The organism is Pedococcus sp. P3_C7, assembly GCF_056402615.1.
Map to the genome: position 1 here is coordinate 109,225 of NZ_JBFUHC010000003.1, position 11,639 is coordinate 120,863.

Annotated in this window: 13 protein-coding genes; 2 read left to right on the forward strand and 11 right to left on the reverse strand. The window is 71.2% G+C overall.

What is annotated here, in order from left to right; all coding sequences use genetic code 11:
* Positions 1–30: 30 nt before the first annotated feature.
* From AC1DS4_RS04590 to AC1DS4_RS04635, 10 genes are all read right to left on the reverse strand, one after another.
* Positions 31–423, reverse strand: coding sequence for a hypothetical protein (locus tag AC1DS4_RS04590; RefSeq protein ID WP_477615194.1), 393 nt, complete (start codon positions 421–423; stop codon positions 31–33).
* Positions 424–467: 44 nt separating this feature from the next.
* Positions 468–2,219, reverse strand: coding sequence for a DEAD/DEAH box helicase (locus AC1DS4_RS04595; protein ID WP_477615193.1), 1,752 nt, complete (start codon positions 2,217–2,219; stop codon positions 468–470).
* Between the two features lie 129 nt (positions 2,220–2,348).
* Positions 2,349–3,311, reverse strand: a complete 963-nt coding sequence (locus tag AC1DS4_RS04600; RefSeq protein WP_477615192.1) for a zinc metalloprotease — start codon at positions 3,309–3,311, stop codon at positions 2,349–2,351.
* Between the two features lie 140 nt (positions 3,312–3,451).
* Positions 3,452–3,754, reverse strand: coding sequence for a DUF3039 domain-containing protein (locus AC1DS4_RS04605; RefSeq protein ID WP_477615191.1), 303 nt, complete (start codon positions 3,752–3,754; stop codon positions 3,452–3,454).
* 31 nt (positions 3,755–3,785) lie between these two features.
* Positions 3,786–4,352, reverse strand: a complete 567-nt coding sequence (locus AC1DS4_RS04610) for a YqgE/AlgH family protein (RefSeq protein WP_477615190.1) — start codon at positions 4,350–4,352, stop codon at positions 3,786–3,788.
* 128 nt (positions 4,353–4,480) lie between these two features.
* Positions 4,481–6,802: a DEAD/DEAH box helicase gene (locus AC1DS4_RS04615; protein ID WP_477632581.1), complete on the reverse strand. Its 2,322-nt coding sequence runs from the start codon at positions 6,800–6,802 to the stop codon at positions 4,481–4,483.
* 216 nt (positions 6,803–7,018) lie between these two features.
* Positions 7,019–7,438 (reverse strand): VanZ family protein, encoded by a 420-nt coding sequence (locus AC1DS4_RS04620; RefSeq protein ID WP_477615188.1) that lies wholly within the window; start codon positions 7,436–7,438, stop codon positions 7,019–7,021.
* Positions 7,431–8,885, reverse strand: a complete 1,455-nt coding sequence (locus tag AC1DS4_RS04625; RefSeq protein ID WP_477615187.1) for an NAD-dependent malic enzyme — start codon at positions 8,883–8,885, stop codon at positions 7,431–7,433. Before AC1DS4_RS04625 ends, AC1DS4_RS04620 begins: the two co-directional genes overlap by 8 nt.
* 17 nt (positions 8,886–8,902) lie before the next feature.
* A complete protein-coding gene (locus AC1DS4_RS04630) occupies positions 8,903–9,367 on the reverse strand; it encodes a hypothetical protein (RefSeq protein ID WP_477615186.1) in 465 nt (154 codons plus the stop codon).
* The gene (locus AC1DS4_RS04635) at positions 9,367–10,062 is read right to left on the reverse strand and encodes a class I SAM-dependent methyltransferase (RefSeq protein ID WP_477615185.1); all 696 of its coding nucleotides are present in this window, start codon (positions 10,060–10,062) and stop codon (positions 9,367–9,369) included. The genes AC1DS4_RS04630 and AC1DS4_RS04635 overlap by 1 nt, the downstream gene beginning before the upstream one ends.
* A 23-nt stretch (positions 10,063–10,085) precedes the next feature.
* Here AC1DS4_RS04635 and AC1DS4_RS04640 point away from each other — a divergent pair, with 23 nt between their 5' ends.
* On the forward strand, positions 10,086–10,712 hold the full coding sequence (locus tag AC1DS4_RS04640) for an SIMPL domain-containing protein (RefSeq protein WP_477615184.1): 627 nt from the start codon (positions 10,086–10,088) through the stop codon (positions 10,710–10,712).
* A 2-nt stretch (positions 10,713–10,714) separates the two neighbouring features.
* Complete coding sequence (locus tag AC1DS4_RS04645; RefSeq protein WP_477615183.1) at positions 10,715–11,086, forward strand: thioredoxin family protein; 372 nt, start codon at positions 10,715–10,717, stop codon at positions 11,084–11,086.
* A 47-nt stretch (positions 11,087–11,133) separates the two neighbouring features.
* Here the strand turns inward: AC1DS4_RS04645 and AC1DS4_RS04650 are convergent, their stop codons facing one another.
* Positions 11,134–11,523: a hypothetical protein gene (locus AC1DS4_RS04650; protein ID WP_477615182.1), complete on the reverse strand. Its 390-nt coding sequence runs from the start codon at positions 11,521–11,523 to the stop codon at positions 11,134–11,136.
* Positions 11,524–11,639: the final 116 nt, after the last annotated feature.

An 11,639-nucleotide genomic window follows, 5' to 3' on the forward strand; every position in this document is an offset into this window, starting at 1 on the left:
ACCGAGGCCCGGGCTGGACCGAGGCCCGGGCTAGACCGAGGAGAAGGCGTCGGGGTCGGTGCCCAACCGGGCACGGAAGGCGTTGTCGAGGGCTGCGTCGTCCTCGATGGCCTCGTCGTAGTGGTTGTCCGCGGACAGCTCGAGAGCACTGGCCCGGTCGTCGTCGTCCAGCGCACCAGCGGCGATCTCGCGACGCACCGCCGCAATGGCCTCCGACGCTGCGGGCACATGGAGCCAGCGGTAGCCGGCCTCGGCGGCGTCCAGCTCCTCGTCGGTCATGTTCTGGACGGCGTCCAGGACGCCGCTCGACATCGCGGAGCTGTGCAACCTCAACGCAGCCGCGAGCGCCTCGTCTCCGACGCCCGGGGTCGGTCCCCCGGCCTCGAGCGCCGCACGGTTCCAGATGGTGTCAGCCTCGTCCATGGTGGCAGCATGTCACCTCATCCCTACCGGGCGCAGGACGAACGTCAGCGACGACCGACGAACCAGGCCCTGATCTTCTCGACCCTGGCCACGACCTGCTCCGAGGTGGCCTCGTCGAGTGACGGGCCGCCGCAGGCTCGTCGCAGCTCGTTGTGCACGACGCCGTGCGGCGTGCCCTTCTTGCGGGCATAGGCGGCCACGAGCTTGTTGAGCTCCTGCCGCTGCGCGGCGAGGGCCCGGTGGGCCGACACCGGCTGCTCGACCTTGCGGGGCCGACGGGTGCTCTGGGCCGTCTGCCGCTCGTGCAGCAGCACCGCCATCTGGTCCGGCTCGAGCAGGCCCGGGAGGCCGAGGTACTCCTGCTCCTCCTCCGAGCCCGTCACGGCGTTGAGCCCGAACTGCTTGGCATCGAAGAGCACGTGGTCGAACTCCGCGTCCGACTCCAGCGCCTCGAAGGCCATCGCGTCGATGTCAGGCGTGCGAGCGGTGCGGTTCGCGGCGTCGAGCAGGGCGTCCTCCTCGGCCCACATCGACGCGGCGCTGTCGTCCTTGGCGACCCGGTCGAGGGCGTGGTCGCGCTCGTCCTCCAGCCGGGCCGCGTGCTCGAGGATCACGGGCACGGACGGCAGGAAGACCGAAGCCGTCTCCCCGCGGCGGCGGGCCCGCACGAACCGGCCGACGGCCTGCGCGAAGAACAGCGGGGTGGACGTCGAGGTGGCGTAGACGCCCACGCACAGCCGCGGCACGTCGACCCCCTCGGACACCATGCGGACGGCCACCATCCAGCGCGAGTCGCTCGCGGCATACTCCTCGATCCGCGCCGAGGAACCGGCGTCGTCGGAGAGCACCAGGGTGGGCTTCTGCCCGGTCAGGGCCTCGAGGATCCGCGCGTACGCGCGAGCCGCCGTCTGGTTGGACGCGATCACGAGGCCGCCCGCATCCGGCACGCCACGGCGTACCTCCGTCAGGCGCTTGTCGGCTGCAGCCAGGACCGACGGGATCCACTCCCCCTTGGGGTCCAGCGCGGTGCGCCATGCCTGCGCCATCGAGTCCTTGGTGAGCAGCTCGCCGAGCCGGGCCGCGATCTCGTCGCCGGCCTTGGTGCGCCAGCGCATGGCGCCGCCGTAGGCGAGGAACAGCACGGGGCGCACGACGCCGTCACGCAACGCCTCGGCATACCCGTAGGTGTAGTCGGCGGACGAGCGGCGGATGCCGTCACGGTCCTCCGCATAGGTGACGAACGGGATGGGGGAGGTGTCGGAGCGGAACGGCGTGCCCGTCAGCGCGAGGCGGCGGGTCGCGGGTTCGAACGCCTCGCGGATCGCGTCGCCCCACGACAGCGCGTCGCCGCCGTGGTGGATCTCGTCCAGGATCACGAGGGTGGGCGCGGACTCGGTGCGGGTGCGGTGCAGCGACGGCTTGCTCGCCACCTGTGCGTAGGTCAGCGCGACCCCGTCGTACTCGCTGGAGTGGCGGGCCGAGGAGTTGGAGAACTTCGGGTCGATGTGGAGGCCGACCTTGGCGGCGGCGTCGGCCCACTGGGTCTTGAGGTGCTCGGTCGGCGCCACGATGGTCACGGCCGAGATGGTGCCGCGGCCGAGGAGCTCCGTGGCCAGGCGGAGGGCGTACGTCGTCTTTCCCGCGCCGGGCGTCGCCACGGCCAGGAAGTCTCGGGGATCCGCCTGCAGGTATGCCGTGAGCGCGGCCTGCTGCCAGGCACGCAGCTTGGCGGCCGTCCCCCAGGCCGCCCGCTCCGGGAACGCTGGTGACAGGTGGGAGGCGGCGGCGGTACTCATAGGGCGGCCACGGTATCCGGTGCGGCGAGACGACATGCCGAGGCCCCGGCGTCTGAGCCGGGGCCTCGGGGGTGTGCTAGAGCGTGTCGCCGGGAGGCGTCATGGATGGGGCGTTACCGGCCGAATCGGTCAGCGGCCCTGTCGGTAGGTCACCCAGGCGTTCTGCGCCCGGACGATCTGGCCGGGCGTGAAGTTGTCCATGCACGCGTCGTCCGTGTAGTCCATGAAGTTCGTGATCGGGTCGCGGCCGGCCTGGCTGGTGCAGGTGTCCCGTCCGGTCGGGCACCCGAAGGCCGGCGAGGCCTCGGCTGCCGTGTCGGTGACGTAGTCGCCCTGACCCGCGCAGCCGCCCTGGAACGTGTGGTAGAGCCCGAACCAGTGCCCCGCCTCGTGGGTCGCGGTGTCACCCTCGTCGTAGGGCGCGGCGTTGCCACCCTTCAAGCTCTGGTCCAGGACGACGACGCCGTCCATGACGTCGTACGACGACTTCGGGAAGGTCGCCCACCCGAGCAGCCCACCGGAGAGGTTCGCGGTGTAGATGTTGAGGTCGTCCATGGTGCCCTGGCGCAGGGCCGTCTTCATGGCCCGCTCCGCGCTGCTGCCCTGCGAGAGGTTGTACCAGCCGGCGTTGTTCGTCTTATTCACCCCGGCCTTGACGAACGAGAAGCCAGAGCCGCCGTAGGCGCTGTTCAGCACGCTCAGCTGGGCGTCGACCAGACCGGAGACGTCGCCGGTCGTGCCGCTGGTGATGATGTGGAAGTAGACGTTGACCGAGGTGGGCGTGAACGCACCACCACCGCCGGGCTTCCTGGCCGAGCCGTTGGCCGCCTTGGTGTAGCCCTTGGCTGCCATGGCCTTGGCGAGGCCGGCCTCCATGGCCTTGGTCTGGGCGGCGGACAGCTCGTTGCCGTCCTTGCGGTTGCCACCCTGCGCGCTCCGGGCGGCGTTGACCGAGTCGGAGTGCGTGGCGCAGTCGGCGGCGACCGTGGACTCGCCGGCCATCGGCTGGGCGAGTGCGCTGCCCTGGCCGAGGCCGAGTGCGGCGGCCCCCCACACCAACGTGGACAGGGCGATTCGAGAGCGAAGCAACATGTGCGTCCTTTCGCGGGTCACCACCTCCCGGGTTGGGAGGTGGCTCGACCTCGCACGCTAGGAGGCATCGCCCCTGTTCAGGGACGCAAGAAGGTAAAGAGTCGTTCAGGCTTTGGGGGCGACCCGGCGAGTGCGACCGCTCACTCGCCGCCGTCCTGCGGCGCGCGCAGCCCTTCGTAGATCTCCTTGCACGTGGGGCAGACCGGGAACTTCTTCGGGTCGCGTCCCGGCACCCAGACCTTGCCGCACAGGGCCACGACGGGGTCGCCGGACAGGGCGCTCTCGAGGATCTTCTCCTTGCGGACGTAGTGCGAGAACCGCTCGTGGTCGCCCGGTTCCTGCAGCTGCTCCTCGACCTGCTCGCGCTCCAGCACCGCGGTCGTGGTGGAGGGCTGGGCCTGCGGGACCAGCGGGTCGTCCAGGGGGATCTGGGGCTCGCTCATCCCCCGATTGTATGCCGGGCGGTGCTGCGGCTCAGTTCATCTCGGGGTCGGTCGGGAAGGTCGCCACGAACGCCAGGTGGTCACGTTGGCGACGCAGCACGCGGGTCCAGAGCTGCTCGGGGTCGTCGTCGAAGGCGTCGCGCCCCTCCGACTCGACGACGTACCAGCTGCCCGACGCGACCTCCTCCTCGAGCTGCCCGGGTGACCACCCGGCATACCCCGCGAAGATCCGCAGGCCCGCCACCTCGGGCACCACGATCGCCGGAGGCGTGTCGAGGTCGACGAGCCCCAGGCCGCCGAACAGCCGCTTGACCCCCAGCGGCTCGGAGTCCCCCGGGACGGTGACGAGGCCGAGCGCGCTGTCGAGGCCGACCGGTCCGCCTTCGAACAGCACGGAGGGAGCGGTGGCGTAGGCCTGCCAGTCGGGCAGCACCACGTCCACCCGCGCATCCATGGGGCGGTTCAGCACCACGCCCTGCGCGCCCTCCGCGTCGTGGTGCAGGAGGAGGACGACGCTGCGGCAGAACACCCCGTCGACGATCTGGGGCGTCGCGACGAGCAGGTTGCCCGACAGGTCGGTGGTCTCCACGGGTCCCATTCTGCCTGCCCGTGCCAAAGCCCCGGTCGCGGGGACCGGGGCTTTGGCCATTCAGTTGATGTGGACCTCAGGTGCTGCGGCGGTCAGCTGCCGCGCGCGTCACCCGAGGGCCGGGTATGCCGGGTGGCTCAGCCCCGTGCCGCGCGCGAGTAGCTGGGCCGGTCGCCGCGCGCGCCACCGGAGCGGTCGTCACGGTAGGAGCGGTTGCCGCCACCCTGACGGGGACCACGGGGGCCACCGCCGCGGGGACCACTGGACGGGCGTCCGCCACCGCGCTTCGGACCCTCCAGGACGCGGCGCACCTTGTCCTCGGGAACCGGGATGCCGCTGGGGGTCACGGCGCCGGTTGCCGCGAGGCGCGCGTCACCGGGGATCGCCTTGGTCGGGACGGCGTCGATGCCGGCGTCCTTGGCCATCCGCTCCATAGTGCGACGCTGGTGCGGCAGGGCGAGGGTCACGACGGTGCCCTTGTCGCCTGCGCGGGCGGTACGGCCCGAGCGGTGCAGGTAGTCCTTGTGGTCGGCCGGCGGGTCGACCTGCAGGACCACAGAGACGTCGTCGACGTGGATGCCGCGGGCGGCGACGTCGGTGGCTACGAGGACCGGCAGGCTGCCGTCACGGAAGGCGCCGAGGACGCGGTTGCGCGCGCCCTGGTTGAGCCCACCGTGCAGCGCCGCGGCGAAGACACCCTGCTCGCGCAGCTGGAGGGCCACACGGTCGGCACCGAGCTTGGTGCGCACGAAGACCACGGTGCGCCCCTCACGGTTGGCGACCTCGGCGGTGATCGTCTTCTTGTGCATCGGGTCGATGAGCAGCACGTGGTGCTCCATCGTGGTGACGGAGGCCTTGGCGTCGTCGGTGGAGTGCGTCTGGGGGTTCGTGAGGTAGCCCTCGACGAGCTTGTCGACACCCTTGTCGAGGGTGGCCGAGAAGAGCATCCGCTGGCCGCCGGCTGGCATCTGGTCGAGGATCGCGGTGACCTCGGGCATGAAGCCCATGTCAGCCATGTGGTCGGCCTCGTCGAGGACGGCGATCTGGATGTCGCGGAGCTGCACGGCCTCGCGCTCGATGAGGTCCTTGAGCCGGCCGGGGGTGGCGATGAGCAGGTCGACGCCGCGGTTCAGGGCGCTGATCTGGGTCGTGTAGGACAGGCCACCGGCGACGAGCTTGTGCTTGAGGCCGAGGACGTGGACGAGGGGCTCGAGCGCGTCGGAGACCTGCATGGCGAGCTCGCGGGTCGGGACCAGCACGAGCGCACGCGGACGACGGGGGGCAGCCTTGTCGCCGTCGGCGAGACGGGACAGCATCGGCAGGCCGAAGGCCAGCGTCTTGCCGGAGCCGGTCTGGCCACGGCCGAGGATGTCCATGCCTGCGAGCGCGTCCGGGATCGTCGCGGCCTGGATCGGGAACGGCGTGGTGATGCCGTCGCGGGCCAGTCGCTCGACGAGACGCTCGGTGAGTCCGAGTCCGGCGAAGCCGTTGTCGGCGTCGACGGTGACGGGACCGTCGACCGTCTTGCGGGTGGCCTTCACCCAGGTGTCGGCTTCCATGCGCTCGGCCTCGGGGTCGACCTGGGCGTCGAAGCTGCGCGGCGCGCGGTCGTTGCGGTCGAAGCTGCGGGCCGGGCGGTCGTTGCGGTCGAAGCTGCGGGCCGGACGGTCGCTGCGGTCGAAGCTGCGGGCCGGACGGTCGCTGCGGTCGAAGCTGCGCGGCGCGCGGTCATCGCGGTCGAAGCTGCGGGCCGGGCGGTCGGTGCGGTCGGTGCTGCGGGCCGGGCGGTCGCTGCGGTCGTAGCTGCGCGGCGCACGGTCATCGCGGTTGAAGCTGGTCACTCGGTGGTCCTCACGGTTGGTGTACTGACGGGGACCACGGCTGTCACTACGGTCACTGGCACTACGGTCACTGCGACGAGCCGGGCGGTCGTCACGGGTGGAGTCGCGGCGCTGCGGCCGCTCGTCACGGTTGAAGGGGCGAGCCGGACGGTCGTCGCGGCTGAAGGTGCGGGGGGCGCGGTCGTCGCGGTCGTAGCTGCGCGCGGGGCGCTCGCTGCGGTCGTAGCTGCGCGGCGCACGGTCGTCACGGTTGAACGTGCGGGCCGGACGGTCGCTGCGGTCGTAGCTGCGCGCACCGCGGTCGTCGCGGTCGTTGCTGCGCGCGGGGCGCTCGCTGCGGTCGTAGCTGCGCGGCGCACGGTCGTCACGGTTGAACGTGCGGGCCGGACGGTCGCTGCGGTCGTAGCTGCGGGCCGGGCGCTCGGAACGCTCGGAACGCTCGGAACGCTCGGGGCGACGGTCACCGTCGCGAGCCGGCCGAGCGGCATACGAGCTGCCACTGGAGGGCGCGGAGGACTGGCCGCGGTGGGCCTTCTTGGGGCCCTTCTTCGCGTCAGCCTTCTTTTCTGGGGTCCACCGGGCCTTTTTGGGCGCGCCGGATCGCAGGTTCTTGGGCACTGATATTCAACTCACTTCAGGTACTCGAGGTAGACACGTCTCGAGCGACCTGGCGAGGGCAACGAAAGAAGACGAGCCTCAGGCCCTTGGGGCCCGTTGGACCGGATCAACAGTTGTCATCCGGTGGGACTGCAGTCGGAGTAGGGAATGCGTCTGTGGCGCCTATGCCACCTCTTGGCGCTGCCAGGCGCCGCCGAACTGAGCCAGAGCAGTCTATCAGCGCCGGAAGGCCCGCCCGACCACGACGGACGTGACCCCGAGCACCACCCCGGAAAGGTCCGCCACGGCGTCCCACGGGTCACCTGAGCGGTTCGGCAGCAGGTAGTGCTGGACGAGCTCGCTCACCGGCGCGTGCAGGGCCAACAACCCCACCACGTATGCCGGGCGCACGCCGGCCAGCAGCCCCGCCACCGTGGGGAGCAGGAACAGCAGGACGTGGACGACCTTGTCGCTCCACGTCACCGGGCCCTGGAGGTCGACCCGCGGCCAGTAGAGCGCGGCCAGCTGGGCGAGCAGCAACAGCCCGAAGACGACGTGACGTGGGCCGACGACCACGGTTGCCTGTCCCGGTTCCGCGCTGAGCACGGCGGGCGGCGAGCCCGCAGGAGTCTGGTCGTCGGGTGACGCACTAGCCAATGAGCTCGGGCTCCTCAGCCATCCGCCTCGTCACGACTGCCTCGGGCGTCGTGCCGAGCACCGCCGCCTTGACCGCAGCGGCCACGACCTTGGAGACGTCGGGGTGGAAGACGCTGGGGATGATGTAGGCCGCGTTGAGCTCGTCGGGGTGGACGACCTCGGACAGCGCCTTGGCGGCGGCCAGCATGACGTCCTCGTCGATGGACGTGGAGGCTGCGTCGAGCAGGCCGCGGAACACGCCGGGGAAGACCAGCACGTTGTTGATCTGGTTGGCGAAGTCGGAGCGACCGGTGGCCACGACGGCGGCGTGCTGGGCTGCCGCGATGGGGTCGACCTCGGGCTCGGGGTTGGCCATGGCGAAGACGATCGCCCCGTCGTTCATGGTGGCGATGTCCTCCCCGGTGAGGATCCCCGGGGCGGAGACACCCACGAAGACGTCGGCGCCGGCGAGCGCGCTCTTGAGCGTGCCGGAGACACCGCGGTGGTTGGTGTTCGCGGCAGACCACGCGAGGGCGGGGTGCTCTCCCGACGCGATGTCCTCACGTTCGGGGTGCAGCACCCCGAACTGGTCGGCCACGACGACGTCCGTGGCGCCGGCCTTGAGCAGAAGCTTGAGGATCGCGGTGCCGGCGGCACCGGCGCCCGACATCACCACCCGGCATTCGCTCAGGTCCTTGCCGACGACGCGCAGGGCGTTGCGCAGGGCGGCCAGGGTCACGATCGCGGTGCCGTGCTGGTCGTCGTGGAAGACGGGGATGTCGAGCTCGTCACGCAGCCGGGCCTCGATCTCGAAGCAGCGGGGAGCCGAGATGTCCTCGAGGTTGATCCCCGCGAAGACGGGGCTGATCGCCTTGACCGTGTGGATGATCTCCTCGGTGTCCTGGGTGTCGAGGCAGATCGGGAAGGCGTCGATGTCGGCGAACCGCTTGAACAACGCGGCCTTGCCCTCCATCACCGGCAGCGCGGCCAAGGGACCGATGTTGCCCAGCCCCAGAACGGCCGAGCCGTCGGTCACCACGGCCACCGTGTTGCGCTTGATGGTCAGTCGCCGGGCGTCGGCGGGGTTCTCGGCGATGGCGAGGCAGACCCGCGCGACGCCCGGTGTGTAGATCAGGGACAGGTCGTCGCGGTTGCGGATCGGCACCTTGGACTCGATCTTGAGCTTGCCACCCAGGTGGGCGAGGAACGTGCGGTCCGAGACCTTGCCGATCTCGACGCCGTGCACCCCGCGCATCGCCTCGACGAGCTCGTCGGCGTGGGTGGTGTCCCGGGCAGCTGCGGTGACGTCGACGCGGAGGCGGTCGGCGCCGGAGGCGGTGACGTCGAGCCCGGTGACCAGCCCGCCGCCCTTCTCGATGACGCCGGTGAGCTCGGAGACCGCGGTGGCGCGGGCCGGGAGGGTCAACCGGACGGTGATGGAGTTGGACACGGACGGGGCTGCGCTCATGGTCGGCATTCTCCCGATTACCGCGGGGTACGCCGAACCGGTGCCGAATCGTGGCCGGCGACGCGACGGCGCCGCAGGCCGAGGGCCAGCCGTTGCTCGACGAGCTCCTGCCCCCTCACGGCGAGCCAGGCGCACACCACCGCCAACGGCAGCTCGACGACCACGGCCATCGCCAGGGCGACCCACCGCTCGCTCGGCGTCGGCGCTGTCACCACGTCGAACCACGCGTCTGTCGCGAGGAGCGCCGCGGTGGCACCCGCGACGGCGCCGAGCCAGCGCGCATGACGCAGCGCCGCCCACCCGGTCGCGGCCAGCAGGACCAGGAGCGCCACGTCGAAGCCGCCCCACGCGAGGTCGAAGTGCGCTGCCGGCGCGGTGCCGGGCAACGCCACGAACAGGTAGGCCGTCCACGGCAGCATGAGTGCCGCGAGCGCGGCAAGCGCCCAGCCGACGACCTTGACCCGCCGCGCCCGGGCCCGCATCAGGCCGACGCCGTCGGGGCCGCCGTCGGGGCAGCTGCGGGGGCCGCTGTCGGGGACATCGCGCGCAGCAGGTAGCGCTCGTGCTCGATCTCGCGACCCCAGAAGACGGTGTCGGTCAGCTGCACCACCACCGTCTCCCCGACCAGCTCGCGGACGACGGCGGCGAGCTCGTCGGATGGCACGCCGGCACGCCAGGGCAGGTCCGGCTTGCCGTCGGCAGCCTCCAGTCCCCAGCGCCCCTCGACGAGCACCATCCTGCCGCCGGGCCTCAGCAGGGTGGCCCATCGACGCAGCGCCTCCGTGGGGTCCGGAAGCGTCCACAGGATGTGACGGGCGAAGACCACGTCGAACGAACCCGCTTCGAAGGGCGGCTCGCTCGCGTCCGCCGCCGCGATCTCGATGGCCGACCCGAACGGTGCAGCCTTGGCCACCGCTCGCCGCACCATCTCCGGTGACAGGTCGATGCCTCGCACCTGGTGGCCCATCTCGGCCATCAGCACGCTCATCGTGCCCGTGCCGCAGGCCAGGTCCGCCACCAGCGAAGGCGTCGTCGGCAGCCAGGTGCGCAGCAGGTCCTTCCACGCGGCGCGGATGTCGGAGTCGAGCAGCCCGTGGTCGGGGTAGGTGTCGTACTCGGCGGCGAAGTCGTCCCAGTAGCGGCGGATCACATCTGTGGAAGGTCCAGGAGTGCTCATCGGCTCCAGCCTAGGCTGAACGCATGACACGACACAGCGGGTCACACGTGGAGGTCACCGGCTCAGGCACCGCGTCCGCGGCGCCGGACGTGGTCCGCGTCAGGGCCGGGGTGCGCTGCGACGGCGACGACGTGTCGTCCGCCCTCGCCGATGCAGGCAGCCGGGCGCAGGGACTCGCCCAGGCCGCGCGCGACCACGGCGTGCTGGACGCCGACCTGCGGACGACGGGCACCGGCGTCCACCCGCGGCACGACCGCGAGGGGGTCACTGTGGTGGGGTACACGGCATACCAGAGCCTGTCGGTCACGGTGCGCGACCCGGGTCGCGTCGGCAGCCTCGTCGAGGCCTTCGCCGGCGTCGCGGGCAACGCCCTCACGATCGACCACATCGGGCTCGAGCTCGCCGACTCCGCACCCCTGCTCGCCCAGGCTCGCGAGGCCGCCTTCGCGGACGCCAGGGCCAAGGCGGAGCAGTATGCCGCGCTGGCCGGCCGCGAGCTCGGGAAGGTTGAGCGGCTGTCCGATGTTGATCGGGGTGGAGCCCAGCCCCGGTTTGCGATGATGGCAGCCGGCAAGGCGGCAGACCTGTCCGTCGAGCTGGGCGAGAACTCGGTGACCGCGACCGTCGCGGTCCGATGGGAGTGGACCTAGAGATGGCAAGCACGACGCTGACGGCGGAGAACTTCGAGAAGACGATCCTCGAGGGAGGCACCGTGTTCGTGGACTTCTGGGCCGAGTGGTGCGGCCCGTGCAAGCGGTTCGGACCGGTCTTCGAGAGTGCCTCGGAGAAGCACACCGACGTCGTCTTCGGCAAGGTGGACACCGAGGCCGAGCAGGCGCTCGCCGCCGCCGCGAACATCACCTCGATCCCCATGCTCATGGGGTTCCGCGACGGCATCCTCGTCTTCGCCCAGGCCGGCGCGCTGCCCGCGCCCATGCTCGAGGACGTCATCACCAAGGTGCAGGGCCTCGACATGGACGCCGTACGCGCGGACATCGAGTCGCAGAAGGCCACCCAGAGCTGATTCGCCGCGTTCGTCTGCTCCACCGCTCGGCGATCGGCCGCCCCGCGTCAGCGGTGCGCCGCGAGCGAGGGGCCGTGGCTGGCCGACCTGCTCGTCCACCACTGCAGGAGCAGCAGGCCGCCGACCAGGATGCAGACCACCTCGGAGATCGCGGCCGCGAAGACGTAGAAGCCCTCCCACCGGTCGTGGATCCCCATGAAGCCCACGGTCGTGGCGAGGACGAACGCGCCCAGCGTGGACGCTCCGAAGCCCAAGGTCAGGAACGCCGGCACCCAGTGCTCCCAGCGCAGCAGCAGGACCGCGATGACCACGCCGGCGACGACGTTCACGAGGAAGGCGGGCCCGACCGACTGGTGGCGCACGCCGCCGAACCAGAGCTTCAGGTGGTCCGCAGCCGACACCACCAGGGCGGCCGCACCCAGTGCTCGCCACTTCATGACGCCCTCCTTCTCCCGGCCGACGCCGCACGGGCGTCCTGGTGGTGGAGACGGTTCAGGGTCGGGTCCCGTTCAGTGGTCGACGCGTTCGGTGGTAGCCGCCTTCAGTGGCCTTC

Coding starts and splice junctions, on each gene's coding strand:
- AC1DS4_RS04590 (WP_477615194.1), bottom strand. CDS start 423: ATGGACGAGGCTGACACCATCTGGAACCGTGCGGCGCTCGAGGCCGGG.
- AC1DS4_RS04595 (WP_477615193.1), bottom strand. CDS start 2,219: ATGAGTACCGCCGCCGCCTCCCACCTGTCACCAGCGTTCCCGGAGCGG.
- AC1DS4_RS04600 (WP_477615192.1), bottom strand. CDS start 3,311: ATGTTGCTTCGCTCTCGAATCGCCCTGTCCACGTTGGTGTGGGGGGCC.
- AC1DS4_RS04605 (WP_477615191.1), bottom strand. CDS start 3,754: ATGAGCGAGCCCCAGATCCCCCTGGACGACCCGCTGGTCCCGCAGGCC.
- AC1DS4_RS04610 (WP_477615190.1), bottom strand. CDS start 4,352: ATGGGACCCGTGGAGACCACCGACCTGTCGGGCAACCTGCTCGTCGCG.
- AC1DS4_RS04625 (WP_477615187.1), bottom strand. CDS start 8,885: ATGAGCGCAGCCCCGTCCGTGTCCAACTCCATCACCGTCCGGTTGACC.
- AC1DS4_RS04630 (WP_477615186.1), bottom strand. CDS start 9,367: ATGCGGGCCCGGGCGCGGCGGGTCAAGGTCGTCGGCTGGGCGCTTGCC.
- AC1DS4_RS04635 (WP_477615185.1), bottom strand. CDS start 10,062: ATGAGCACTCCTGGACCTTCCACAGATGTGATCCGCCGCTACTGGGAC.
- AC1DS4_RS04640 (WP_477615184.1), top strand. CDS start 10,086: ATGACACGACACAGCGGGTCACACGTGGAGGTCACCGGCTCAGGCACC.
- AC1DS4_RS04645 (WP_477615183.1), top strand. CDS start 10,715: ATGGCAAGCACGACGCTGACGGCGGAGAACTTCGAGAAGACGATCCTC.
- AC1DS4_RS04650 (WP_477615182.1), bottom strand. CDS start 11,523: ATGAAGTGGCGAGCACTGGGTGCGGCCGCCCTGGTGGTGTCGGCTGCG.